At 68.9% G+C, this 24,071-nt stretch carries 22 protein-coding genes; 11 read left to right on the top strand and 11 right to left on the bottom strand.

All coding sequences use genetic code 11. The features are described 5' to 3' along the window. Nucleotides 1-491: 491 nt before the first annotated feature. Both H7I87_RS12390 and H7I87_RS12385 read right to left on the bottom strand, forming a co-directional pair. Entirely contained in the window at nucleotides 492-1,214 is a 723-nt protein-coding gene (locus H7I87_RS12390; protein ID WP_009975877.1) for a DUF1906 domain-containing protein, read from the bottom strand. Nucleotides 1,215-1,274: 60 nt separating this feature from the next. Continuing rightward, nucleotides 1,275-2,183 (bottom strand): MerR family transcriptional regulator, encoded by a 909-nt coding sequence (locus tag H7I87_RS12385; protein ID WP_011724270.1) that lies wholly within the window; start codon nucleotides 2,181-2,183, stop codon nucleotides 1,275-1,277. Nucleotides 2,184-2,223: 40 nt separating this feature from the next. Here H7I87_RS12385 and H7I87_RS12380 point away from each other — a divergent pair, with 40 nt between their 5' ends. Then, on the top strand, nucleotides 2,224-3,369 hold the full coding sequence (locus H7I87_RS12380; protein ID WP_011724269.1) for an aromatic ring-hydroxylating oxygenase subunit alpha: 1,146 nt from the start codon (nucleotides 2,224-2,226) through the stop codon (nucleotides 3,367-3,369). Here the strand turns inward: H7I87_RS12380 and H7I87_RS12375 are convergent. Beyond that, entirely contained in the window at nucleotides 3,358-4,710 is a 1,353-nt protein-coding gene (locus H7I87_RS12375; protein ID WP_009975872.1) for a lipocalin-like domain-containing protein, read from the bottom strand. The genes H7I87_RS12380 and H7I87_RS12375 overlap by 12 nt on opposite strands. A gap of 131 nt (nucleotides 4,711-4,841) precedes the next feature. On the opposite strand from H7I87_RS12375, the gene H7I87_RS12370 reads away from it, so the two are divergent. Beyond that, nucleotides 4,842-6,308 carry an aldehyde dehydrogenase gene (locus H7I87_RS12370; protein WP_011724268.1) on the top strand — a complete coding sequence of 489 codons (1,467 nt, stop codon included), beginning with the start codon at nucleotides 4,842-4,844 and terminating at the stop codon, nucleotides 6,306-6,308. A gap of 69 nt (nucleotides 6,309-6,377) precedes the next feature. Here the strand turns inward: H7I87_RS12370 and H7I87_RS12365 are convergent, their stop codons facing one another. The 5 genes from H7I87_RS12365 to H7I87_RS12345 form a co-directional block, all read right to left on the bottom strand. Beyond that, entirely contained in the window at nucleotides 6,378-6,815 is a 438-nt protein-coding gene (locus H7I87_RS12365; RefSeq protein WP_003873112.1) for a MaoC family dehydratase, read from the bottom strand. Continuing rightward, on the bottom strand, nucleotides 6,812-7,342 hold the full coding sequence (locus H7I87_RS12360) for a MaoC family dehydratase (protein WP_011724266.1): 531 nt from the start codon (nucleotides 7,340-7,342) through the stop codon (nucleotides 6,812-6,814). Before H7I87_RS12360 ends, H7I87_RS12365 begins: the two co-directional genes overlap by 4 nt. A gap of 13 nt (nucleotides 7,343-7,355) precedes the next feature. Then, a complete protein-coding gene (locus H7I87_RS12355; protein WP_009975863.1) occupies nucleotides 7,356-7,781 on the bottom strand; it encodes a nuclear transport factor 2 family protein in 426 nt (141 codons plus the stop codon). Nucleotides 7,782-7,842: 61 nt separating this feature from the next. Beyond that, the gene (locus H7I87_RS12350; RefSeq protein ID WP_009975862.1) at nucleotides 7,843-9,408 is read right to left on the bottom strand and encodes an AMP-binding protein; all 1,566 of its coding nucleotides are present in this window, start codon (nucleotides 9,406-9,408) and stop codon (nucleotides 7,843-7,845) included. Next, nucleotides 9,408-10,535, bottom strand: a complete 1,128-nt coding sequence (locus H7I87_RS12345; RefSeq protein WP_011724265.1) for an aromatic ring-hydroxylating oxygenase subunit alpha — start codon at nucleotides 10,533-10,535, stop codon at nucleotides 9,408-9,410. Before H7I87_RS12345 ends, H7I87_RS12350 begins: the two co-directional genes overlap by 1 nt. 96 nt (nucleotides 10,536-10,631) lie before the next feature. On the opposite strand from H7I87_RS12345, the gene H7I87_RS12340 reads away from it, so the two are divergent. Next, the gene (locus H7I87_RS12340) at nucleotides 10,632-11,927 is read left to right on the top strand and encodes a cytochrome P450 (RefSeq protein ID WP_019732497.1); all 1,296 of its coding nucleotides are present in this window, start codon (nucleotides 10,632-10,634) and stop codon (nucleotides 11,925-11,927) included. Between the two features lies 1 nt (nucleotide 11,928). Here H7I87_RS12340 and H7I87_RS12335 read toward each other — a convergent pair whose 3' ends face one another. Together H7I87_RS12335 and H7I87_RS12330 are read right to left on the bottom strand one after the other, a co-directional pair. Continuing rightward, a complete protein-coding gene (locus H7I87_RS12335) occupies nucleotides 11,929-12,120 on the bottom strand; it encodes a ferredoxin (protein ID WP_003877411.1) in 192 nt (63 codons plus the stop codon). A 19-nt stretch (nucleotides 12,121-12,139) separates the two neighbouring features. Further along, the gene (locus tag H7I87_RS12330) at nucleotides 12,140-14,560 is read right to left on the bottom strand and encodes a CaiB/BaiF CoA-transferase family protein (RefSeq protein WP_011724263.1); all 2,421 of its coding nucleotides are present in this window, start codon (nucleotides 14,558-14,560) and stop codon (nucleotides 12,140-12,142) included. Nucleotides 14,561-14,655: 95 nt separating this feature from the next. Between H7I87_RS12330 and H7I87_RS12325 the strand changes: the two genes are divergently transcribed. Then, nucleotides 14,656-15,477: a FadR/GntR family transcriptional regulator gene (locus H7I87_RS12325; protein ID WP_003873121.1), complete on the top strand. Its 822-nt coding sequence runs from the start codon at nucleotides 14,656-14,658 to the stop codon at nucleotides 15,475-15,477. 19 nt (nucleotides 15,478-15,496) lie between these two features. Then, nucleotides 15,497-16,213 carry an SDR family oxidoreductase gene (locus H7I87_RS12320; protein ID WP_011724262.1) on the top strand — a complete coding sequence of 239 codons (717 nt, stop codon included), beginning with the start codon at nucleotides 15,497-15,499 and terminating at the stop codon, nucleotides 16,211-16,213. Between the two features lie 3 nt (nucleotides 16,214-16,216). On the opposite strand, the gene H7I87_RS12315 is transcribed toward H7I87_RS12320, so the two are convergent. Further along, a complete protein-coding gene (locus tag H7I87_RS12315; RefSeq protein WP_011724261.1) occupies nucleotides 16,217-17,068 on the bottom strand; it encodes an LLM class flavin-dependent oxidoreductase in 852 nt (283 codons plus the stop codon). 79 nt (nucleotides 17,069-17,147) lie between these two features. Between H7I87_RS12315 and H7I87_RS12310 the strand changes: the two genes are divergently transcribed. The 6 genes from H7I87_RS12310 (at nucleotide 17,148) to H7I87_RS12285 (ending at nucleotide 24,045) form a co-directional block, all read left to right on the top strand. After that, nucleotides 17,148-18,218, top strand: coding sequence for an acyl-CoA dehydrogenase family protein (locus tag H7I87_RS12310; RefSeq protein ID WP_011724260.1), 1,071 nt, complete (start codon nucleotides 17,148-17,150; stop codon nucleotides 18,216-18,218). A gap of 26 nt (nucleotides 18,219-18,244) precedes the next feature. After that, nucleotides 18,245-19,342: an acyl-CoA dehydrogenase family protein gene (locus tag H7I87_RS12305; RefSeq protein ID WP_011724259.1), complete on the top strand. Its 1,098-nt coding sequence runs from the start codon at nucleotides 18,245-18,247 to the stop codon at nucleotides 19,340-19,342. Next, nucleotides 19,339-20,496, top strand: a complete 1,158-nt coding sequence (locus H7I87_RS12300; RefSeq protein ID WP_019733178.1) for an acyl-CoA dehydrogenase family protein — start codon at nucleotides 19,339-19,341, stop codon at nucleotides 20,494-20,496. Before H7I87_RS12305 ends, H7I87_RS12300 begins: the two co-directional genes overlap by 4 nt. After that, nucleotides 20,493-21,428 carry an acyl-CoA dehydrogenase family protein gene (locus H7I87_RS12295; protein ID WP_019733179.1) on the top strand — a complete coding sequence of 312 codons (936 nt, stop codon included), beginning with the start codon at nucleotides 20,493-20,495 and terminating at the stop codon, nucleotides 21,426-21,428. Before H7I87_RS12300 ends, H7I87_RS12295 begins: the two co-directional genes overlap by 4 nt. Beyond that, entirely contained in the window at nucleotides 21,425-22,921 is a 1,497-nt protein-coding gene (locus H7I87_RS12290; protein WP_011724256.1) for a class I adenylate-forming enzyme family protein, read from the top strand. Before H7I87_RS12295 ends, H7I87_RS12290 begins: the two co-directional genes overlap by 4 nt. 92 nt (nucleotides 22,922-23,013) lie before the next feature. Next, on the top strand, nucleotides 23,014-24,045 hold the full coding sequence (locus H7I87_RS12285; protein WP_019733180.1) for a hotdog fold thioesterase: 1,032 nt from the start codon (nucleotides 23,014-23,016) through the stop codon (nucleotides 24,043-24,045). Nucleotides 24,046-24,071 lie beyond the last annotated feature (26 nt).

Raw genomic sequence — 24,071 nt, 5'->3', positions numbered from 1 at the left:
CTCGTCGGTGCCCGTCGATTCCGCGTCGAATCGCGGCCGGGAAACGGCCGGCCGGTGTGACGTCGGCGGCCGCCCCGGTGGTGCGAAGCGGCGCGGCGGACTTCATCGGCTGCACTAAGAGTGTCATAAGGATCGGCCCCTCGTTTCGCGTGCTGATCGGTTACTGGTGAGTTCTACGCATGGGTAACCGTGTTGTGGGTAACACCGGGTTTCGCCGGCGGCGCGGACGCGGCGAACAAACCTGCTGCGTGCAGGTGGTTACGGTCGAGTAGCTATAACTGCGCAGATCAAAGCAGTTTTGTTATCGAATCGTTATGTAAAAATTTTGCGCCGCGAAGCGCCGTCGAGCCGGCGTCGGCGGCGCCGTGCGGCGATCGCCGGCGGCCGCGCGCCGAGAAAATGAGCGAACGAGTGTTTGCTGGAATTTCTAAGAGTCGGCCTTCCGGCCGGCCCGGCGGCCGCGGTGACGGCTCGCGAGGGCCCGGCGGCGGCTAGACCCACTGCCCGAATTGGGGCTTGAGGATCTCGTTGATGTCCACCCCGACCCCGCCCACGCTGCGTTTGTCGATCTCGACCTGGTGCAGATGGGCGGCCGGATGGGTGAACCCCTTGGGCGATCCCCAGTTGTGCTGCCAGAAATAGGAGCCCAGCCCGTCGTGCAACGCCCAATCGATGGTTTTGGAATTGGCGTACACGCCTGTGCGCTGATGGCCGATCACCGACTCCCACGACCGCAGATACGGCGCGATCTGGCTCTTGTACTGCTCGTAGGACGGGTCGTCGTCGATCGAGGCGTAAATGGGTGCGGTGGCCGGCCCGCCCGCCGCGGCGTGCAGCTGCATGCCGCGCTGCGCGTGCTGCAGGCCGGCGCTGGCGCCGCCCAGCCAGTCCGCGGTGTTGCCCTTGCCGTACTGGTAGCAGGACACGATCTTGAGCCCGTTGGCGTTGAGATCGCGCGCCTCGGCCACCTGGATCGGCTTGCCCAGCATCCAGTTCCCGCCGGGCCGGCGGTCCGACACGTACCGAATCGCCCCCAGGGCGCCGGCCGCCCGCAACTGGCTGCCCGGGATGACACCGGCCGCGTAGTCGAGCAGGGTGCCCAGCGATGCCGACGCCGGCGCGGCGTACGCCGTCGAACCCGCGACGCCCAGGCCCAGCAGGGCCGGCGCCGCGGCCGCGAATTTCAGCAGATCGCGCCGCGAAACGGAGGACACAGGCCATAGGGTACGACATAAACCCCATGTGCCCCGTTGATCACACGAGTCACATTTGTATCACGGCGTCGCATCGGCGGTTTGGGCCCGGTCCGCCGCGGGCAGCACGATGACGCTCACCGCCGCCAGGCCCCGGCGCGCGGTCTGCCGCGCGATCTCCTCGATGAACCGGGCGGCCGCCGGGCTGATCGAGCCCGCCCAGGCCCGAAACCCCTGCACGATCACCGGGTCCTGCCCCAACAGCGGTTGCACGCCTCGCAGCACCGTGACCACGTCGTCGGGCAGCGGGTCGGCCAGCTGCTGCTCGATCCAATTGTGCGCGAGTTCGGTTGCCGCCGATACGCTTTCGCCGAGCGCGATGACGTCGGCGGCCAGCCGGCGCAGCCGGTCGAACAGCACCTGGCGCCCCGGGGTCTCGGCCAGTTGGGCCAGCAGGGTGCTGGCCGCGCTCGGCAGCCTCATCTGCCCGAACAGGGCGGGGACCGGCAGGTCCCACTCGTCGAACAGGTCGGCATACATCGCGGCGACCGGCGCCGGCAGCGGGGCGCTGAGCCGCCCGATCACCCCGATGCTGTCGCGATGCGTGGTCGCCAGCTGGCGCAGCAGGTGCTCGCTGACGTCGGTGCCGTCGGCGGCCGCCCTTGACTGGGCGCAGGATTCGTCCAGGGCGCGGATCAGTTGGTCCAACCGGTCGCGCTGCTGGATCAGCAGTGCGCGGTGCTCGTCGAGCAGATCCGCCAGCGTGCTGTGCCCGCCGTGCAGCAATCGCTGAATGTCGTTGATGCCGACGCCGAGACTGCGCATCAGGTCGATGCGCAACAGGTCGAGCACCTGTTCCACGTCGAAGACGCGGTAGCCGTTGGACAGGTGGTCGGCGTGCAGCAGCCCGATCTTCTCGTAGTGGCGAATACGGCCCGAGGCGATTCCGGTCAGGGCCGTGACGTCGCCGATCAGCAACTGCTCAGCCACTCCTTGACCTTACAACTGTCGCAAGGTCTGTACTGAGCGGATGCAACACGATCAGCTCATCGACCTGACCCGGCGTGCCTTGAAGCTGGCGCGGGACAGGACAACCGATCTCGCCCCCACCGCCCACGTCGTCGACGCGCGTGACTACACCTGCGTGCAGCGGCACCAGCAGGACCGCGCCATGCTGCTGGCCAGCCCACAGTTGGTGGGCTACGTCTCGGAGCTGCCCGCCCCCGGGACGTATTGCACCAAGACGGTGATGGGCCGATCCGTCCTGTTGACCCGAACCTCCGACGGCTCGGTGAAGGCGTTCAACAACGTCTGCCTGCACCGCCAGTCGCAGGTGGCGACCGGATGCGGCACCGCCAGCCGGTTCAGTTGCCCCTACCACGCGTGGACCTACGACAACACCGGCCGGCTGGTCGGACTGCCGGGCCGCGAGGGATTCCCGGACGTGACGCTGCGCTCTGCCGGCCTGACCGAGCTGCCGGCCACCGAGTTCGCCGGATTCCTTTGGGTGTCACTGGATCCGGGAGCGACGCTGGACGTGGCCACCCACCTCGGGCCGCTCGCCGACGAACTCGACTCCTGGGGTATCGGCCGCTGGTCCCCGCTCGGCGAGAAGGTGCTCGACTGCGCGATCAACTGGAAACTCGCGATCGACACGTTCGCCGAGAACTACCATTTCGCCACCGTGCACCGGCAGACCTTCGCCACGATCGCGCGCAGCAACTGCACGGTGTTCGACTCCTACGGGCCGCATCATAGGCTGGTCTTCCCGCTCAACACCATCCTGGAGCTCGACGACATACCCGAGGACCAGTGGAACCCGTTCCACAACATGGTGGTGATCTACGCGCTGTTCCCCAACATCGTGCTGTCGGTGACCATCGCCAACGGCGAGCTGTTCCGCGTCTACCCCGGCGATCGGCCCGGCCGGTCAATCACCGTCCACCAGAACGCAACACCGCAAGACCTTTCCGACGAATCCGTCGCCGCGGGCGTCCAGGCCGTCTTCGACTATGCGCACGCCACCGTGCGCGACGAGGACTACCGGCTGGTCGAGAGCCTGCAAGCCAACCTCGAGTCCGGCGCGCGCGACCACCTGGTGTTCGGCCGCAACGAGCCGGGATTGCAGCACCGCCACATCACCTGGGCCAAGGCGCTGGCGGCCTCAACCGGCTGACTCGGTGGACAGCACCGTCACCAGATCGTCCAATAACGTTGCCAGCGCGCCTGTCTGGGCGGGGCGCACGGCGGCCAGCAGTTCGACCGCCTCGCGCCGACGGCCGGCGGCCACCAACGGGGCCAATCGATCCACCGTCGCCCGCAGGTCGGGATCGGACGGTTCGGTATGCATGACGGTGGTGGCGAGCACCTCGACCAATTCCCAATCGCGGTAGAGCGCCAGGGACCGTTCGTTGAAGGCAAACGCGGTCACCGGTTGTCCCTGCAGGGTCCCGCGGTAACGGTAGGGGCCTTCCATGTATTCGATCGGCAGACCGTGCGCCGGCGCCGCCACCACCGGCTCGCCGGTGATGTCGAGTCCCAATGTGGGACAGGTGATCCGGTGACGATCGGGCAGGTACCGGGCAGGGGCAAGGGGACGCACCAAGGGCCGCATGCTCTCCGGCCAGCGGACGTAGCTGCTGACGGTGACCTCGACGTCCTCGGCGCACTCCGGCGCCATGGCGGAGTCGGGATAGCTGACCGTGATCCCGGTAAACGGTTGCAGGACATTGTTATTCGTGCGGTCGAACTGCCGCCAGATGCTCAGGTCGACGCCGTTGTCGAAGTTGATGGTGCGCCACTCGTGCGACCTGGCCCGTGGGTCTCCGCCGGATCCGCCACCGCCGGCGTATTTCGGGAACCACTGCCGATCGACATGACCGCTGCTGCCCGACACCTGGTGAACCTGCTCGCCCCAGCGCAGGGTGCCCGTCATCGCCATGCCGGTCTGGAAGTAGGAGTAGGTGTCGCGTTGGCCGAAGCAGACGATCTTTCCGTTGTAGGCCGACGCGCCCACCGGAGTCGGTGCGCGCGTTGGCGTTACGGCCAGGTCCAGGCGCATCCGCCGGCCGCAATGGTCCTCGCCGACCAGGCTCACCCGGTAGGTGTAGGGCAGTAAACCGCCGTCGCCGTTGCGGCAGCTGGTCCATGATGCGGTGCCGGCGCCACCGGCGTAGCTGATGTCGAGATAGCCGGCGGCCAGCCCCATCTTGCGTGGCGCCCCCGGCTCGAGATTGGCCGGCGGCATGTCGTAATCCGTATAGGTGCCGTAGTCGCCGGTATCGAGATCGAACAGCGCCATCGTGTAGAAATCGGCGACCACCGTGCCGCCGGGCCGGTTCTTGTTGAAGATGGTCAGGAAGGCGAACGACCGGTCGGCCCCGGCGGCCTCCAGCTGGCCCGCTAGGAACCAGGTGTCCGACTCCTGGTCACGGTGTTCGCCTTCGGCAGCGGGGAATTCGAGCTGGCCGTCTCCGGGCACCAGCTGGAATGGATAACTGCGCCAGTCGCTGTTCATCTCTCGCCTCGCCGTCGCCGATGATCCATCCGCGGCTTCCTGACTTGTCCTTTTTTCGCTATGTTAGCGTCAATAGCAAATTACGGTGCGGATCCGGTCCAGCGCCCATCGCTGCCTCGAGGAGGCGCCCGATGACGAAGAATTCCGACCATCGTTGCTACGACGAACTGTTCATCGGCGGGCAGTGGCGAAAGCCGGCCAATCCGCAGCAGCTCGACGTGATCTCGCCGCACTCCGAGCAGCCGATAGGCCATGCCCAGGCGGCCGGTCCCGAGGACGTCGACGCCGCCGTCGCCGCCGCGCGCCGGGCCTTCGATCACGGCCCATGGCCGCGGATGAGCCATGCCGAGCGGATGGCCAAGGTCGAACAGCTCGCCACGATCTACGCCGCGCACATGGACGAGATGGCCGACCTGATCACCGACGAGATGGGGTCGCCGCGCAGCTTCAGCCGGATGGGTCAGGGAGCGGCCGCCGCGACGCTGATCCACCTCACGCTGGCCGCCGCCCGGGACTTTCCCTGGACCGAACGCCGCCAGGGCGTGCTCGGCGAGGTGCACCTGCACCGGGCCCCGGTCGGGGTGGTGGGCGCGATCGTGCCGTGGAACGTGCCGCAGTTCCTGATCATGCCCAAACTGATCCCGGCGCTCATCGCGGGGTGCACGGTGATCGTGAAACCAGCACCCGAAACCCCTTTGGACGCTTTGTGGTTGGCCGAGATGATCGAGCAGCTGGAGCTGCCGCCGGGTGTGGTGTCGGTGCTTCCCGGCGGCACCGACGTGGGCGAGGCGCTGGTGCGCCACCCGGGAGTGGACAAGGTCGCGTTCACCGGCTCGAGTGCCGTGGGGCGCCGGATCGCCGCCCTGTGCGGGGAGCGGCTCAAGCGGGTGAGCCTCGAGTTGGGCGGCAAGTCGGCGGCGATCATCCTCGACGACGCCGACATCGACAAGACCGTCGCCGGCCTGAAGAGTGCGGGGCTGATGAACAACGGGCAGGCCTGCGTCGCCCAGACCCGCATCCTGGTCAGCGACCGCAAGCACGACGAGGTCGTCGACGCCCTGGCCGCCATGATGGCGGAGCTGAATGTCGGCGATCCGGCCGACGAGTCGACGGACATCGGACCGCTTGTCGCCCAACGCCAACAGCGCCGGGTCCAGGAGTACATCAAGTCCGGCCGCAGTGAGGGGGCCCGCATGGTGCTCGGCGGCGAGGACAGCCCGGCCGGGCGCGGCTGGTATGTGCGGCCGACGCTGTTCGCCGACGCCACCAACGACATGCGTATCGCCCGGGAGGAGATTTTCGGCCCGGTGTTGACGGTGTTGCGTTACCGCGACGAGGACGACGCCATCCGCATCGCCAACGAAACCGATTACGGCCTGGCCGGTTCGGTGTGGACGGCCGACGTCGCCCACGGCCTCGAGGTCGCCGCCGCGGTTCGCACCGGCACGTACGGCATCAACATGTACACCCTGGACATCGGGGCCCCGTTCGGCGGATTCAAGCAATCCGGCATCGGGCGGGAGTTCGGTCCCGAGGGGCTACACGAGTACGTCGAGCTTCAGACGCTCGTGTGCAAGGGGCAGCTGCCGCCGCTGTGAATTAGCGCCGAGCGTGCAACCACTGCGAAAATTCGGCGGATTTTTCGCAACCACTGCACGCTCGGCGCGTCAGGGCAGCTGCACGGTCAGCTCGACCGGGCAGCACAGCGCGCCATGCTGATTGGTCACTTCGATCTCGATGTCGACCAGGCATCTCGGCGGATCCACCGAGGTGTCGCGGCGCTTGGCGACCGCCCGGCCGCGCCCGATCATGGTGTCGCCGGCATATATCGGCCCGGCCAGCCGCATCGCGCGGCGCACCACCCGGCTGCGTGGGCCCGCCCACTCGGTGGCGACCCGGTCGGCGAAGCCGGCCAGGTGCATCGTGTTGACATAGATCGTCGGATTGCCTTGAGCCCGAGCGTAATCCGGATCGAAATGGCCGGGGAAGTAGTCCCACGTCGCTCCGGCGTTTTCCACCACCCGCTGGTAGCTGATGTGGTCGACCACTTCCGGCAGCTCGGCGGGGACGCTGAGCCGGCTCCAGTCCACGCCCGCACCGGTCACGACGACGGCCCCGGGGTGAAGCGGAACAACGTGTTCCGCGAGGTGGCGACCACCGTGCCGTCCTGGCGCCGATAGGTCTCCAGCGTCTCGACGAAGTGGCCCACGCCCAGCCGGGTCCGCTTCTCCGGTGACACCGACACCAGCTCGTCGACCACGGTCAGCACGTCGCCCTCGACGATGGGGTGGGGGAACTCGACCTCGTTGGCCGCGTTGATGAACGTGGTGCCCGGCAGCGGCACCCGCAGGGCGATCAATGAGGCGGATGGCCGGCCGTCGGGCTGCCAGGGCGGTGCAATCAGCCAGCCCATCAACAGCGCCGGCGGCGCCAGCAGCCCTCCCCAATGGCGTTGGGCGAACGCGGAATCCCAGTACGAGCGGTTGCCGTCGCGGACCATCGCGGCGAACAGCTGGATGCGCGCGGCGCTGACCGCCGTGCCCGCGGTGCGGGGTTGGCCCTTCGCGCCGACCATGCGCAGCGCGTCTTCATAGGTCCCGAAGGCCAGCCGCCGGCCGAAGTCCTGATCCACGTGCCGGCGCCGCTCACATGACGAGCGGGTGCCGACTCGGTACCGAATCCCACTGCAAGGCACGGGAAGTGAAATACCAGCCGCCCCGCTCGTAGATCAGCTCGTCGCGGAACACCCCGGTGGCCCGCAGCGCCGCGTCACCGAACATGGCCGCGAACAACACGGCGACGCACTGCTGCGTCGCGGTCACCCCGTCGACGTGGATCTCGTGATCGACGGTGACCAGGCGCTGGTCGTCGCCGCCGTCGAACGCGGCGCGCAGATCGGTGAACGCCTCTCCGTCGCGGGTGTAGCTCGCGCCGGAGTGGCGGAAGGTGGCGATCCAGCCATCGCGGTCGCCGTCCGAATAGGCCCGATCGTGCCGGGCGTTCAGGTTCAGGATGGCGGCTCGGCTCGTCGCGGCCTGAAGAAACTGTTCTTGTTGATAGGTCAGGGACATCTGCTTGTGAACCCTCTCCGGGAAACCCGACGGCGAACTGCGCGGTTGACGCTAACTCTACTTAGCGCCGGACGACATAGCCATGCTTCTCCCGATCCCAGACGTTCGTCGTTAATCCTCGGGCGCGCAACAAATCTTTACGTATTCGGCCGATGGCGTTCTTCGGGAGTTCAGGCACCGTTTCCACATATCTCGGCACACAGAAGTACGGCATCCGGTCCGCGCAGAAGTCGAGCAACTCCGCGCAATCCAGGGTGGCGCCCGGCCGCAGGGTCACGACCACCAACACGTCGTCCTCGCCCAGTTCGCCGGGCACGCCGACGGCGGCGGCCTCGGCCACCGCGGGGTGACCCATGACCACCGTCTCCACCTCGACCGAGGAGATGTTCTCGCCGCGCCGGCGCAACGCGTCTTTGATGCGGTCCACGTATGTCAGGTTCTGGTCGCGATCCAGCCGACCGAGATCGCCGGTGCGAAACCATTCCGGGTGCGGCCGCACCGCCAGGTCGTCGCCGATGTACCCCTCGCTCATGACGTGCGGATGTCTGGGGCGACAAGCGATCTCACCCACCGTGTCGGGAGGCAGTGAATTCCCGTGCGCGTCGAGGATTCGCACCTCGAAATCGGGATTCGGCCGGCCCGAGGTGCCCGGGATGCCGGCGTCGGCCAGCGCCTTGACGGCGATCGGAAACGCCTCGGTCATCCCGTACATCGTGACAATGCGGCAGCCGTAACGCTTTTCGATGTCGCGGTAGGACCTCGCATCGATCGGCGCGGCGGAGATGAACCGCAAGGGCAGCCGCGCGTCGCCCGGATCGGCAGGCAGGTTCTGCAGCATCGACACCATCGCCCCGGCTCCGGCGAATCCGACGGCGCCGTGCGCGCGGATGTCGTCCCACACCTCGCGGGGATGAAAAGCCGCCGCCAGCACCGTGGTTGCGCCGACCAGCATGGGTGCCAGCACGCTGGGCGCCGCGCTGAGATGAAACAACGGCATCGCCGTCCACAGCACCTCGCCCTGGCGGAACTCCCAGGCCGCCGCGACGGTCGCCGCGACCGAGAACAGGTAGTGCCAGGTGGTGGCGACCGCCTTGGACGGGCCGGTGGTGCCCGAGGTGTAGAACAAGCAGCCCAGCTCGCCCGCGTCCCCGCGGTCCTCGGCCGGTGCGCGGTCGGCGGCTCGACTCAGCGTCGCCGTCAGCGAATCCCCTTGCACCACAATGCGTGCGGGGCCCTCGAGCGCGGCGGCCGCTCGTTCGGCACGGGACCGATGTTCGGGGTCGGTGAAGATCACCGCGGGCCGGCACAGCCGCAGGGCGTGCAGCAGGAAATCGCCCTTGTGCGCGGCGTTGATCGCCGCGCTGACCGCCCCGATCCGCGCCGCGCCCAGCCAGAAGTAGACCCACTCGGGGCAGGTGCCGGAGAACAGCGCCACCCGGTCGCCGCGCCCAACACCCAAGTCGCTCAACATGTTCGCCGCCGCGCAGGACCGCTGCCGCATCTGCGCGAAGGTCACATCGACACCGGCGATCGACATCATCACCCGGTCCGGATGCTGCTCGGCGCGCCGATCCAGCACGGCGGGCACGGTGAAACGGTCCACGCCGAAGTCGGCCGGTGCCCGCATCAGGCCTTCGCGGCTGCCGGGTCGGGCTCGCCGTCGGCGGTGTAACCGAAATCGGTCGGGGCGGGTTGGGGTCCCGGGTAGAACCGGTGCGCCCAACGGCGAAGCGCCGCATAGTCGTGCGCCTCTTCCGGCGCCAGATTCGGCTTCTCCAGGTACTTCATGTTCTCCCACGTGAAGAAGTCCTGCTTGATGACTTCCTTCTGAAGCGCCAGGAACCGGGCGGCACGTCCGGTGGGCACGTCACCGGTGTCGCCCGGTTCACGCACGGACGCCTGGGTGTAGAAGTAGTCGGTGTAGTCCTCGTCGACCGGCGTCTGACCGGTGACCTGGACGGTGGCCACCAGCTCGCTGGGGAAGCGCACCACGCCCAGGCCCAGCGAGTAGTTGTCGTAGATGATCTTGGCGTCGACCGGCCCGTTCGGCGTCAGCCAGGTCTGCGCCCGGCCCCCGCCGAAATGCGCGTTGACCGTCGCGTGCAGGTGGTAGCCGGACACCTCGAACGACGCGGTGGTGGCCGGATTGGCCGCCTTGTGCACGTACTGGACGTGGTAGGGGTCGGCGGCGTTCTCGATGATCATCTGCGGGTGCACCTTGACCCGGTTGACCATCTGGGTGTGCGGATGCAGCGGGTAGTACTCGCCGGTTTCCAGCTCCGGCAGCACCGGCGGCTGCCAGTACGGGGCCCGGCCGTGCCGCTCGTGCCAGGCCAGCACGAAGCCGTACCACTCCATGCTCGGGTAGGTGCGGATGCGGACGTTGTTCTTGCAGCCGATCTTGCTGTAGGGAATCAGCGCGTTGCTGCCGTCGCCGCGCCACTGCCACCCGTGCCAGGGGCAGACGATGTTCTCGCCCTCCACGGTGCCGCCGACGCCGAGGTTGGCGCCCAAATGCTGACAGTAGGCGTCCATCACGTGCACCCGCCCCGACGCGGTGCGGAACAGCACCAACTCCTCGCCGAAGTAGTGCGCGCGCTTGACCTGGCCGGGGGCCAGGTCGGATCCGAACGCCACGATGAACCAGCCCGTCGGGAACCGGTAGGTCGACAATGCGATGCCGGCCTGCCCGAACTCCCGCTCCGAAGGATCCTCGGCCGAATCGGGGGCCGAATCCGAAACTGTACGCGCCACTTGCACTCCGTATCCCGTCCGGACCAAAGGCTAGCCGGGCGCCGCCCGGCGCTCACCGCGGTTCGACGACCAGGTCTATTTTTACTATTTTAAGCATTGAACGTCAACGCGGCCACCGCCGCGTGCGGCGACGATCCGGCAGAACGGGGTTTGGCGATGACGACGGCAGCGGTCGACCTTTCGGATTTCTCCTTGTGGTGCAACGGCTTTCCCGACGAGCTCTTCACCGAGCTGCGCCGCACCCGGCCGCTTTTTCACCACGACCTCACCCCGGGCGTGGCGGCGACCGTGCACCGGGATTTCTGGGTGGCGACCAAGCACCGGCACGCGGTCCGCCTGCACCGCGACACCGAGTCGTTCACCGCGGCCGACGGCCCGCTCATCCAGCCGGTCGCCATGTTCTCGTCGTCGCCGACGATCATCACCATGGACCCGCCGGAGCTGAACAAGCGCCGCAAGCTCATCTCGAACGCGTTCAATCCGCGGGCGATCGCCAAGCTGGAGGACGGCATCCGGGCGCGTGCGGCGCGGATGATCGACAACCTGCTCGCCCACGGCGGCGGCGACTGGATCGAGGACGTCGCCGACGCGTTGCCGATGACGGTGATCGGCGACATCCTTGGCATCCCCGAGCGGGACCGACCGCGAATCTTCGACCTGTTCGACCGCATCCTCAAGGCGCTGGCACCCGAGGCGCACCCGCGCGGCGGGGTGGAGCTCGAGCTGTTCGCCTCGGTCTTCGACTATGCAATGCAGCTGACCGCCGACAAGCGGCGCAACCCCACCGGCGACATCTGGAGCACGCTCGCGACCGCGGTGATCACCGGGGAAGACGGCGAGGAATTCCGGCTGCCCGCCAATGAACTCGAATTCTTCTTCTTCGTCCTGGCTTTCGCCGGCAGCGACACCACCAAGAACGCCCTGGCCATCGGGCTGCAGGCGTTTCTGGCCAACCCCGGGCAGGTCGAGCGCTATCGCGCCGACGAGGCGCTGCGGCCGACGGCCATCGAGGAGGTGTTGCGCTGGGCGTCGCCGGTGGCGTACTGGACCCGCACCGCCAAGGTCGACGTCGAGATGGACGGCCAACGCATCGCCAAGGGCGAACGGGTGGTCTCGATGCTGCGGTCGGCCAACCGCGACGAGGAGGTCTTCGACGCCCCGTTCACGTTCGACATCGGCCGTCAGCCCAACCCGCACGTGGCGTTCGGCGGCGGCGGGCCGCACCACTGCCTGGGCGCCATGCTCGCACGCGCCGAGCTTCGCGCGGTGTTCGACGAGCTGTTGCTGCGCTGCGACGACATCGAGATCGGTCCGGCCAAGGCCGCCTATCCGAACCTGATCACCAACATGTCGATCTACGACGAGATGCCGATCTCGCTGCGGCGGCGATAGGTCAGTCGATCAGCCGCAACGCGGCCTTGGGACACTGGTCCACCGCGGCGCGCACGTCGATTTCCAGCCGCGGCGGCACCGGCCCGTCGGCGATCTGCACCACGTCGGCGTCCCCCAACTCGAACACGTCGGGCGCGAGCGATTCGCAGAAGCCGTTGGCCTCACAAAGGTTTTCGTCGACCGTCACGCGCATCAGCTACCCTCCACTTCTCTCAGAGGCCCTTGGGTCGGGTCCCGATCACCCCGCCGGCCGCGAGGTGGGTCAGTTCTTCGTCGGTCAGCCCGCACCGATCGCGCAGGATCTCTTCATTGTGCTCGCCCAGCTTCGGCGGGGGCCGCAGCAGCCACTTGTCCTGGCCGGTGAGCAGCGCGAAGGGCGGGCACGGATACAGGCCCACCCCGGTGCTGGGATGGTGCAGCGCTTCGAAGAACCCGCGCGCGAGCAGTTGCGGGTTGTCGGTGACCAGTGACGGCGACACCACCGGCGCGGCGGGAATGCCCGCGCCGGCCAGCAGCTCCACCGTCGAGTCGAGGTCCTGCCGGCCGAACCACTGCGCCAGCCGGGCGTCGATGTCGTCGGCGCGTTGCCGGCGCCCGTCCACGGTAGCCAGATCCGGATCCGCACACCACGCGGGCCGATCCATCACGTCCACCAGCGCCCGCCACTGCGCGTCGTCGCCGACGCTGACCGCGATCCAATCGTCTTTGCCCCGTTCGGCTCCGGCGCAGCGATAGATGTTCTGGATCGCCGCGCCGTGCCCGCGGTTGCCCCGGCGGCTCAGCGTGACGCCGAAGACTTCGGCCTCGATGGCCTGGATCGCGGTGGCGTTGAGCACCGTTTCGAGCATCGGCAGCTCGACCAGTTGTCCGGTGCCGGTGCGTTCGGCGAAATTGAGCGCCGCCAGCACGGCGAACGCGGCGTGCACACCGGCCAGCGGGTCGCACGCTCCGCGCGGTGTCACCGGCGGCCCCTCGGGCAGCCCGGTGATCCAGGCCAGGCCGGCGATCTGTTCCATGGTGGGAGCGAACCCGACCCGGTCCCGCCAGGGGCCCTCGACGCCGAACGCGGGCATCCGGGCGAACACCAGCCGGGGGTTGATGTCGAGCAGCACGTCGGCGGTCAGCCCGAACTGGTCCATCACCCGCGGCGAGAAGTTTTCGATCACCACGTCGGCGTCGGCGACCAGCCGGGTGAACAAACCGCGGCCTTGCTCGGAGCCCAAATCCAGTGTGACCGAACGCTTGTTGGTGTTCATCGCGTGGAACACCCAGCCGTACTCCCACCAGTCGTCCACATCGGTGCGCATGCCACCGGAGTACCGGATGCCGTCGGGGCGCTGGATCGATTCGATCTTGACCACGTCGGCGCCGAACGCGGCCAGCAGATGTGTTGCCGACGGCCCTGCCCAAAACGCGGTGAGGTCGACGATGCGCACCCCGGCCAGCGGCAGCGGCGGCAGCGTCGGGTCCGGAGCGGAACCGGAATCGTCTCGGCGCCAAGGTAATTCACGGTCTGCCTCGCCAACGGCGGGGGTGTCCCCGACGGGCGCGGGCGCACACGCCGACATCAGCCACGGCGGGCGGGGCTGGTGGAAACCCGCGGGATTCTCGACGAACACGTCGCGCTCGCGCACGTATTCCAGATCCCGGATGGTGGAACCGTTACCCAGCGCGGCGATCGGCAGCCGGAAAAGCTGCCCCAATTCCACGATTTCGGCGACGGTGCGTTCGGCCAACCAGGGATGGATCAGTTCGCGGATCAGGTCGCGGTATTGCCACCGGCCGATCTGGAACCGCAACTGTTCGATCTCCTCCAATTGCGGGCATTCGACCATCGCGGCGAAGTCGAGCCACTGCTGACCGGTGACCATGGTGATCCCGACGTAGCCGTCCTTGGCGGGTTCGATCGACGGGACTTCGGTGGTGCGACGGATCGGCGGGACGCGCAGCAGCTGCGAATGCAGCCATTCGCTGCTCTGCATCGCGGTCAACGCCTCCAGCATGGACAGGTCGAGGTGTTCGCCGGGGCCGCCGCGCTCGACGCGGCGGCGCAGCGCCAGCACGCCGAACGCGGCGAACACACCGCCCATGTACTCGCCCAGATCGCCCCCGATGGCGATCGGCGGCCCGGCCGGGTCGCCGCGGAACCCCGGCGAGCCCGCCCACGCCTGCAGCGTGAACTCGGTGGCGGCCCGCTGCGCGAAGGGGCCGGTCCAGCCGAAGTCGGAGATGGTGACGACGATGGCGCGCGGCGACTGCCGCAGCAGTCGGGACGGGTCGATGCCCAGCGCCGCGGCCCGCGACGGGCCGGCGGTGACGACGATGACGTCGGCGCCGGCCAGTTCGGCGCGAAACCGCGCCGCGTCGTCGCCGCCGGAGCCGAACGTCACGCTGCGTTTGCCCGCGTTGAGGTAGCTGAAAAACGGCGCGTCGGCGCCGGGGGCGACGGGCGAACCGCTCGCCGAATACCGGCGCAGCCAATCCCCTTGCGGCGGTTCGATTTTGCGCACCTGCGCGCCGGCGTCGAGCAGCAGCTTGCCGCAGTAGCTGCCGGCTATCCGGTCGCTGATCTCGACGACACGCAAATCCCGTAGCGGTGTCGGCCGGCTGTCGGACCGCTCGCTCAAGTGCACCCGCCCTTCCGATCGTCGCGCGATCAGGGAAGCTATTTATATCATTACTGTTAAAATAGCTAAGCCAGCGAGTTGCTGTTCGTTTCGAGGATCGGATGACCGCCTTGGGAATTGGCCCCGACGCCCGGCGCCGGTTGTCGGCGCCGCGGATCGCCGAAATCGTAGCCGACGAGCTGCGCCGTCAGATCATCAGCGGCGAGCTGGCCGACGGCGATTTGTTGCCGCGCCAGGAGGTCCTGGTCGAGCAATTCAACGTGAGCCTGGTGTCGCTGCGCGAGGCGTTGCGGATTTTGGAGACCGAGGGCCTGGTTTCGGTGCGACGGGGCAACCGCGGCGGCGCCGTCGTGCATGCCCCGGCGAAGACCAGCGCCGCCTACATGCTGGGCCTGCTGCTGCAGAGTGAATCCGTGGCGGTGGCCGACCTGGGTATGGCGCTGCAGGAACTGGAGCCCGCCTGCGCCGCGTTGGCCGCGCGGCGACCGGACCGGGCGGACACGCTGGTGCCCGAGCTGACGAAGATCAACGAGTCGATGGCCACCCACCTCGACGACGGCCGGCTGTTCACCGAAATCGGCCGCCAATTCCACGATCTCGTGGTCCGCGGCTGCGGAAACCACACCATCATCGCGGTGGTCGGCAGCCTGGAGACGCTGTGGACCAGTCACGAACGGCAGTGGGCCGACGAGAGCTCCTCCCGCGGCACCTACCCCTCGCTCGCGCAGCGCCGCGCGGTGCTCAACACCCACGTCAAGCTGACCGAGACCATCGCCGAGGGCAACGTCGACCGCGCCCGCCGGATCGCCGGCCGACATCTGGCCGACACCCAGACCTACGTGCTCTCCGGTCAGCCCGATCAACGGATTCACGCGTTCTCCCCGCAGGCGCTGGCGCGGCCGCGGGACCTCCGGCGCTCCTGAAGGGCGGCCTGCGATCCTCATGCGAACCGCATTGGTCACCGGTGGCAGCGGCGGGATCGGTAAGGGGTGCGCTCGCAAGCTGGTCGAACGCGGCTACGACGTGTTGCTGTGCGCCCGCCGCGAAGCCCCGTTGCGCGCGGCGGCCGAGGAGATCGGTGCCCGCTACATGGTGGCCGATGCCTCCGATCCGATCGGATTCCCCGCTGCCCTAAGCACATTGGAGACGGTCGACCTCGTCGTCCACGCGGCGGGCGCGCTGGGCGGAACCTACGCGCGCAAGCAGACCTTCGAGCAGTGGCGGGCCATCATCTCGGCCAACCTGGATTCGTGCTTTGTGGTGACCTCGGCGGTGCTGCCCAAGATGAAAGCCGGCTCCCGGCTGGTGTTCATCTCGTCCTCGGCGGCGCACGAACCGATGCCGGCCCGCACCGCCTACTCCGCGTCGAAGGCCGGCATGAATGCGTTCGCGCGGGCGCTGGCGCTCGAGGTCGACCGCGACGGGATCAGCGTGCACCTCGTCACGCCGGGCCCGGTGGCCACCGAGATGCTGCAGGACGTGCCGTTCGAGATGTATGCGATCGCGGTGTCCGACGTCGCCGAGGCGGTCGTCTTTCTGGACACCGTCGACCCGTCGGTCGATCTGCCCGAGATCCGGTTGTCCGCCGTCCAGCGCGGCCCGTTCGCCCGCCCGCCGGTGGTGCCCACCGAGGCCCGCCGCCGCGCCCAACGGGGTTGACGCTCACCGGGCCGGAAAGGCCGTGATCACCGATTCGCCGAACTCGCGCAGCGAATCCGGGGCGGCGAAGTCGGCGAACCACACGTAGAACCGCTCGACGCGTTGGGCGGCCAGGCCGCTGAAGTGCCCGATGAGTTCGTCGGCGTCCCCGCAGACCAAACCGGACCCCAAGTTGCCGAAGCGCCGGGTGCTCACCTCGCGCACCTTTTCGGGATCCTGGCCGGCACGGACGAAGCCCACCATCTGCTGAATGGACAGCCGGGCGCTGCCCGCGGCCGGCGCCAGCGCCGGCAACTTGTCGAGCTTGTTGGCCGGCAGATTCCACCAATCCGCATGAGTGCGAACAAGTTCCATCATCCGCGGGCCGCTTCCGCCCAGCACCAGCGGTATCGGATGCGAGCGTCGCGGGGCCTGCGCCTCGCCGCGCCCGTCGTCGCCCCAGTACCGCTTGATGAGTTCGAGGTGCCGCGCGAGCTGGGCCACCCTGGCCTTCGGATCCTGCTGGCCGACATCGAATCTGGCGAATTCGGCCGGCCAGGATCCGGCGCCCAGGCCCAACTCGAATCTGCCCTCCGACGCCTCGGACAGCGTGACCGCCTGTTTGGCCAGCACCGCGGGATGCCGGAACGCGTCGCACAGCACCAGGTGGCCGATCCGCAGCCGCTCGGTCTTGGCCGCCACCCAGGTGGCGATGCCCATTGCCTCCCAGATGTTTTCGTCCCGAAGTCCGGGCGCTTCCAGGTGATCGATGAAGACGATGCCGTCGAAACCACTGGCCTCGGCGCGGCGCGCCCGTTCCGCGATGTCGGCGGCCGACAACCGGACCTGGGGCAGGAACAGATACCACTCGACCATGCGCGCCACCTCAAGCGTGAGATTCGGTGCGATTGCACCCGCCCGGCTAGTTTATTATTTTTACTATGTTAGAGGTCTTATGGATGTCGGACTGAACTCGGAGCAGTTGTCGCTGCGCGACGCCGTGCGCGACATATTACGGACGGAATGTCCGCCCGACGCCGCCCGGCAAGCGATCACCGATCCGGAGCGCTGGCGCGCCCTGTGGAAGACGGTCGTCGACCTGGGCTGGACCGAGCTGGCCGCCGCGAACACCGGCGACTACGGACCGATGGAACTGGTCGTGGTTCTCGAGGAGTGTGGTGCCGCCATCGCGCCGATCCCGTTGTTGTGCAGCGTCGGTCTGGCCGCCGGGCTGTTGCGCGGCAGCGGCCTCGACGCTGTCCTGGCCGACATCGCCGGCGGCGCCGTCGCCACCGTGGCCGTCCACGCCGAAAAGTCCCGGCTGCCCGGGGCGCCGATGACGCTGCGCCAGGGGCGGCTGCGCGGTCGCGCGGTCGCGGTGCCCAACCTGGCCCGCGCGGAGCTTCTCGTCACGCTGGCCCGAACCGACGACGGCGGCACGGTGGCCGCGGTCGCCCGGTGCGGCGACGGGGTCACCGCGCTGCCCGCGGCCGAGTGCACCGATCCCGCCCAGCCGTTGGCCTGGGTGGAGATCGACGCCGAGCCGGTCGCGGTGGCGCCGGTCGACCTCGAGTCGGCGCTGCCGGCGCCGTGGGTGGCGTGCGCCGCCGACCTGGTGGGGGTGGCCGGCGCGGCGCTGCGCCGCTCCGTCGAGCACGCCAAGACGCGCCGCCAATTCGGCAAGCCGATCGGCGCGTTCCAGGGCGTCAAACATGCGCTGGCCGACAACTACGTCAGCGTGGAACGCGCCCGCAGCCTTACCTACGCCGCGGCGGCCCGGCTCGCCGATCCCGGCACGGCGCCCGGCGATGCGTGGACCGCCGCGGCCCTGGCCAAGGCGGCGGCCGGTGAGGCGGCCACCGGTTGCGCGCGCACCGCGGTCCAGGTGCACGGCGCGCTCGGGCAGACCTGGGAGCACGACGCGCATCTCTATGTCCGGCACGCCTGGCAGACCGCCGCCCTGCTGGGCGACAGCCGCGCGCTCTACCACGAGGTGGGCCGCCGGTTCTGCGGAGGCGCGGCGTGACGAGCGGGGTAAGCACTCGATCCGAGGTGGTCGCCGAGTTCGCGGCCTGGCTGGCGGCGTTCCTGCCGAATGACTATTACGAGAACTACCGGCGGTACCGCTGGGACCTCACGCTGCGCCGCGATTACCAGCGGGCCGCGTTCGAGGCCGGGTGGATCCAGCCGACCTGGCCGCGCGAGCACGGCGGCCGGTCGCTGGGCCTGCGCGACGCGATGGAGGTCCGGCTGGAGGCGGCCCTGCGCTCGGCGCCCAAGCTGCCCAACATCGCCGGCCCCAACGTCGCCGCCCCCGGCATCCGCCAGTTCGGCACGCCCGCCCAGATCGAGCGGCTGCTGGTGCCGCTGCTGCGCGGTGACGAGTGGTGGGCGCTGGGCATGTCCGAACCGGAAGCCGGCTCGGACTTCGCCGGTCTGCGCACCCGCGCCGTGCGGGACGGCGACGTGTTCCGGGTCAACGGCCACAAGATCTGGACCACCCAGGCTCACGAGTCGCGCTGGTGCACGCTGTATGCCCGCACCGATCCCGAGGCGCCCAAGCACCGCGGCATCTCCTGCCTCATCCTGGATCTGCATTCGCCCGGGGTGCGGATCGAACCCATCCGGATGGCGTCGATCTCCGACGAAACATTCTGCGAGGTGTTCCTCGACGACGTCGAGGTGCCGACGGAAAACCTGTTGGGGCCGCTGCACGGCGGCTGGGACGTCGCGCTGTCGTCGCTGCACCATGAACGCCAGATGATCTGGATCATGAACTGGGTCGAGATCAACCGCGGACTCGACGCGGTGCGAACCGCCAACGGCGCGGGGCCGGGCCACGACATCCACACCGAGCTCGGTTCCCTGCTGGCCGACGCCGAAGCCCTGCGCGCCACCGGGTATCGGGCCCTGGCCAACGAACTCGCGGGCCGGCCCAGCCCCGAAGCCGACACCATGAAGCTGCTGGGATCGCTTACCCTGCAACGTGTTTGGGAACTCGCGGCGGCCGCCGCGGGCCCCGATTCGGCCACCGACCCCGATCTGCTGTTCGAACGTCAGGACGCGCTGGCCGCGACCATCTACGGCGGAACGTCGGAGGTGCAGCGCAACATCATCGCCGAGCGGCTGCTCGGGCTGCCGAAGGGATGACGACCATGGACTACGACCTCGGCGACGACGCCGCCCAACTGCGAAGCCACCTGCGCGAGCTGGTCGCCAACCACATTCCCGCCGACTTCCTGGGCGCCTGCACGGAGAACCCGCAGGACCTCGCCACCACCGAGACGTTCTGCAAACTGCTGGCCGCCGAGGGGCTGCTGGCGCTTGCGTGGCCGAAAGAGCATGGCGGCGGCGGTGGTTCGGTCTGGCAGCAGACCGTGCTGCGCGAGGAGATGTGGGCCCAGCACGAGCCGCGCGGCCCGCAGTACATGGGCATCAACTGGGTCGGGCCGGCCCTGATGCGGTACGGCACCGAGGAACAGAAGACCAAGCACCTGGCGGCCATCGCCGCCGGCGACGTGATCTGGTGCCAGGGATTCTCCGAGCCGGAGGCCGGCACCGATCTGGTGTCGTTGCGCACCCGCGCCGTCGCCGACGGTGACGGTTGGCGGATCACCGGCCAGAAGGTGTGGACGTCGTACGCGCTGATGGCATCGTGGTGCGTGCTGGCGGCCTGCACCGACCCCGACGCGCCAAAACACAAGCGGCTCACGCTTTTTCTGATACCGATGGACCGGCCCGGGTTCACCGTCCGGCCGATCCCGTCCATGCTGGGGCCGCATCACCTCAACGAGATGTTCCTCGACGACGTCCCGGCGTATCCCGGCGACGTGCTGGGCGAGGTCGGCGACGGGTGGCGGGTGATGCGCGAGGCGCTGGCCTACGAACGGGTGGGGATCGCGCGCTACGCGCGCTGCGAGTCACTGCTGGAGCGGATGCGCGGCCGGCTCGGTGACGAGTGGGAGCAACTGCCCGAATCGATCCGGGCCCGCTGGGTGCGCGCGCTCGTCGACCTGCGGGTCGCCCGGCTGCTGGCCTATCGCGCCGTGTCGCTGCAGGACGACCCGGCCGCCGGGGCAGCGGCCAGCGCCGCCCGCATCGCCACCACCACGTGCGATCAGCAGGTCGCCGAGCTGTTGTTCGACGTGCTGGGCCCGACCGCGCTGGATGCCGGGTCCGGCGCGCCGCTGCACGGGGCCATCGAAGATCATTGGCGTTACGCACAGGCAGCCACCGTCGCATCGGGCACCATCGAGGTGCAGAAGATGTTGGTGGCCCGAGACGTACTGGGAGGGCACCGGTGAAAACCGATCTGCCGCAAGATATCAGCGACTTCGCCACGGTCGCCGCCAAACGGTTCACCCGATTGGGCGGGCCGCCGGCGGCGCTGCGCGCCGAGACCGACGACACCGTGCGAGAGGCGGCCCGCACCGCGCTGGCCGAGGTGGGCGCCTTCGATCTCGACGTGCGCACGGCGCCCGACGATCTGCTGGCCGCCGCGGTGCTGTGCCAGGCCGCGGGGGCCGCCGCGCTGCCCTACCCGCTGGTCGAGGAGCTGCTGGCGATCGACGGCGCGCGACTGACCCTGGTGAACCCCGCCGCCCCCCGCATCGACCACGGCGACCTGGCCGGCGACTGGATCGCCGCCGACATCGACGGCAATCGCTACCGTCCGCGGCCGGGATCGCGGACGGGCGCCAAACTCGGCCCCTTCCTGGTGCCGGCCACCGTGAGCGCCCCGGAGGGGACCGTGCCCGGCGCCGACGTCAATCTGCACCTGGTGCTGGGGGCGTGGCGCATCCTGGGCGCGGTGCAACAGTCGCTGCGCATTGTCACCGACCACGTGCAGGCCCGCATCCAGTTCGGCAAGCCGCTGGCGGACTTTCAGGCCGTCAGGTTCGCCGTCGCCGATGCCGCCGTCATGGTCCGCGGCCTGCACGAACTCGCGAAGTACACCATCTGTCGACCGGAATCGCTGCCGGCGCAAGTCCATTCGGCCGACGCGCTGGTGCTTCGGCTCAAGGCCGCCGACACCGCGCGGCAGGTCATGCGCACCTCCCACCAGTTGCTCGGAGCGTTGGGATTCTGCGACGAGTCCGACGTCAGCGTGCTCGACCGGCACACCCAGCCGCTGATCCGGCTGCCGCTGAGCACCGAGGAACTCGCGCTGCGGCTGATCCCAAGCGTGGCCGACGGCGCCTTCGAGACGCTGTTCAGCGAGCCGGTGTCGGCATGACCGAGTCGGCTCCGGCCGAACTGGCGGCCAACCCGTTAGCCGACGGAATCCCGTTCGGCGCCAAGCTGCAACAGCTCGCCGGGCAACGCGGCGACGACACGGCGGTGACCGTCGTCGCGCTCGACGGCACCGCCACCTCGCTGACGTTCGCCGAGCTCGACGCCCGCGCCAACCAGTGGGGCCGGGCCCTGGCCGCCACCGGCGCCCAAACGGGTTCGCTTGTCGCACTTGCCATTCCCAACTCGCAGCATCTGGTGCTGGCCACGCTGGGGTGCTGGAAGATCGGCGCGGTGCCCGTGCCCATGCATTGGGATCTTCCCGAGTGGGAACGCGACCGGGTGCGCGAGGTGATCAACCCCGCCGTCGTCGTCGACGAAACGAACCGCTGGGGGCTCGAGGCGCGCGCGGCCGGCGAGTCCGAGGCCGCCCTGCCGGTCGCCGTCTCCCCCACCGCCAACGGCATCTGCAGCAGCGGTTCCACCGGGGTGCCCAAGGTGATCCTCAACCTGGCGCCCTCGCTGTGGATCCCGCAGCACGGTGAGCCGTTCCTGTCGAACTGGACGCCGGTGGCCCAGCCGCAGACCATCATGGTGCCCGCACCGATGTATCACACCAACGGCTTCGCCCCGCTGCTCATGCTGCTGGGCGGCGACCATCTGGTGATCCTCGAAAAGTTCGATGCCGCATTGGTTCTCGACGTGATCGAGCGCTTCCGGATCACCAACTTCACCGCCACACCCACCATGCTGGCCCGCATCGCAGCCCGGCCCGATGTCCGGCAGCGCGACCTGTCCAGCATCGTGTTCATTCTGCAGGGGGCCGCGGTGATGCCGCCATCGCTGCTGCACACCTGGTTCGAGCTGCTGTCCCCCGAGCAGATCGTGATGGCCTACGGCATGACCGAAAACCTGGGGCTGACCGCGCTGCGCGGCGACGAGTGGCTCGAACACCCGGGCAGCGTCGGGCGTGGTTTCCGGGACACCGAGATCCGCATCCTCGACTCCCAGCAGCGACCGCTGGGCCCCGGCGAGGACGGCGACGTGTACCTGCGGGCGCCGATGAGCGCGGGGTACCGCTACCTGGGTGGGGCGCCCCCGCTGCCGTCGACCGAGGACGGCTTCCGCTCCGCCGGGGACATCGGCCACCTCGACGAGGACGGCTACCTCTACATCGTCGACCGCCGGGTCGACATGATCATCAGCGGCGGCGCCAACGTGTTTCCGGCCGAAGTCGAGTCCGCCCTGGCCGGCCATCCCGCAATCGCCGACGTCGTCGTGATCGGGCTGGCCGACCCGCAGTGGGGACGCCGGGTGCATGCGGTGGTCCAGCGCGCCGACGGCGCGTCGCTGACCGAGCAGCAGGTGATCGACTACGCCAAGGGCCGGCTGGCCCCCTACAAGGCGCCCAAGACCGTCGAATTCGTCGACGCCATCCCGCGCACGGCGGCGACCAAGGTCAACCGCTCGGCGATGATCGCGGCCCGGGGCGGCTGACCGGCGTCGACGGGCTCCGCGGTTCCGCCGCCCAGCGCGGTAACCTCATTCTCAGAGCGCCGGCAGCGCGCGACGGAAGGGACCAACCGCTCATGGCCGAGCCCAACGAGGACGTCGAGATCACCCGCGGCGACCGCTTCATCAAGACGGCCGTGGCGATACTGGGCGAAACCGGGCGCACCGACTTCACCGTGCAAGAGGTGGTCGCGCGCTCCAAGACGTCGTTGCGCGCCTTCTACCAACACTTCAGCAGCAAGGACGAACTGCTGCTGGCGCTGTTCGACCGGACCATCGCCCAGTCGGCGCAGACCTGGCGCGCCGAGACCGCCGGGCTGGACAGCACCGCGGCGCTGAAGTTGGTGATCGACCGGGTCAGCCAGCAACCGGAATCGAGCACCCAGGACAGCCTCAATCGGGCGTTGACCCTCTACAACCAGCACCTGGCCGAAACACGTCCGCGCGAATACGCCCGGGTGCTCTCCCCGCTGCACCGGCTGATCCGCGACATCGTCGGCCAGGGCATCACCGAGGGAGTGTTCAACCCCGGATTGGACGTCGGGGCGGCGGCCGCCATCGTCATGCAGACCATGATGGGTGCGCAGCGATTGCACTGGCTGGGTGCGGAATTGAACGGCACCCCCGTCGACGCCGGCCAGCTCTACGACTTCTGCAGCCGGGCGCTGGGCATCCGGGACACCGACGAGGACTCGAGCGCGCCGTCGCTGGCGGAGTTGTTCGGGCAGATCGGCATGCGCCCCGGCACCCGCAACGGTCAGTTCGCGATGACCATGCCGGTCAGCCCCGCGGTGGTCAACACCTCCGGGGCGCTGCAGGGCGGCCTGATCGCCACGCTGGTCGACGTGGCGGGCGGGCAGTTCGGGCTGGACTATCTGCGGCCCGGCACCACGATGACCACCGCGGACCTGTTCGTCCGCTACCTGCGGCCGGTGCGGCAGGGTTCGGCCTTCGCGGTGCCCAGGATGCTGCGCTCGGGACGGCGGGCGATGGTGATGCAGGTGGACATCTTCGGCGACGGCGACGACGAGCTGCTCGCCACCGCCACCGTGAACTTCGCCATCATCAACGGCGACACGCCGAGCTCCGGGCTACCCCCGGCCGAATAGCGACGAATAAGGCCGAACGGGCAGGT

Source organism: Mycobacterium timonense (assembly GCF_025821985.1).
Classification (GTDB): Bacteria; Actinomycetota; Actinomycetes; order Mycobacteriales; family Mycobacteriaceae; genus Mycobacterium; species Mycobacterium avium.
This window is presented reverse-complemented; position numbering and strand designations above follow the sequence as displayed.

Excerpts from the sequence above, each read along its gene's own strand:
- H7I87_RS12380 (WP_011724269.1), top strand. The coding sequence starts at position 2,224 with ATGCAACACGATCAGCTCATCGACCTGACCCGGCGTGCCTTGAAGCTG.
- H7I87_RS12375 (WP_009975872.1), bottom strand. The coding sequence starts at position 4,710 with ATGAACAGCGACTGGCGCAGTTATCCATTCCAGCTGGTGCCCGGAGAC.
- H7I87_RS12370 (WP_011724268.1), top strand. The coding sequence starts at position 4,842 with ATGACGAAGAATTCCGACCATCGTTGCTACGACGAACTGTTCATCGGC.
- H7I87_RS12355 (WP_009975863.1), bottom strand. The coding sequence starts at position 7,781 with ATGTCCCTGACCTATCAACAAGAACAGTTTCTTCAGGCCGCGACGAGC.
- H7I87_RS12350 (WP_009975862.1), bottom strand. The coding sequence starts at position 9,408 with ATGCGGGCACCGGCCGACTTCGGCGTGGACCGTTTCACCGTGCCCGCC.
- H7I87_RS12335 (WP_003877411.1), bottom strand. The coding sequence starts at position 12,120 with ATGCGCGTGACGGTCGACGAAAACCTTTGTGAGGCCAACGGCTTCTGC.
- H7I87_RS12325 (WP_003873121.1), top strand. The coding sequence starts at position 14,656 with ATGACCGCCTTGGGAATTGGCCCCGACGCCCGGCGCCGGTTGTCGGCG.
- H7I87_RS12320 (WP_011724262.1), top strand. The coding sequence starts at position 15,497 with ATGCGAACCGCATTGGTCACCGGTGGCAGCGGCGGGATCGGTAAGGGG.
- H7I87_RS12315 (WP_011724261.1), bottom strand. The coding sequence starts at position 17,068 with ATGGTCGAGTGGTATCTGTTCCTGCCCCAGGTCCGGTTGTCGGCCGCC.
- H7I87_RS12310 (WP_011724260.1), top strand. The coding sequence starts at position 17,148 with ATGGATGTCGGACTGAACTCGGAGCAGTTGTCGCTGCGCGACGCCGTG.
- H7I87_RS12300 (WP_019733178.1), top strand. The coding sequence starts at position 19,339 with ATGACGACCATGGACTACGACCTCGGCGACGACGCCGCCCAACTGCGA.
- H7I87_RS12290 (WP_011724256.1), top strand. The coding sequence starts at position 21,425 with ATGACCGAGTCGGCTCCGGCCGAACTGGCGGCCAACCCGTTAGCCGAC.
- H7I87_RS12285 (WP_019733180.1), top strand. The coding sequence starts at position 23,014 with ATGGCCGAGCCCAACGAGGACGTCGAGATCACCCGCGGCGACCGCTTC.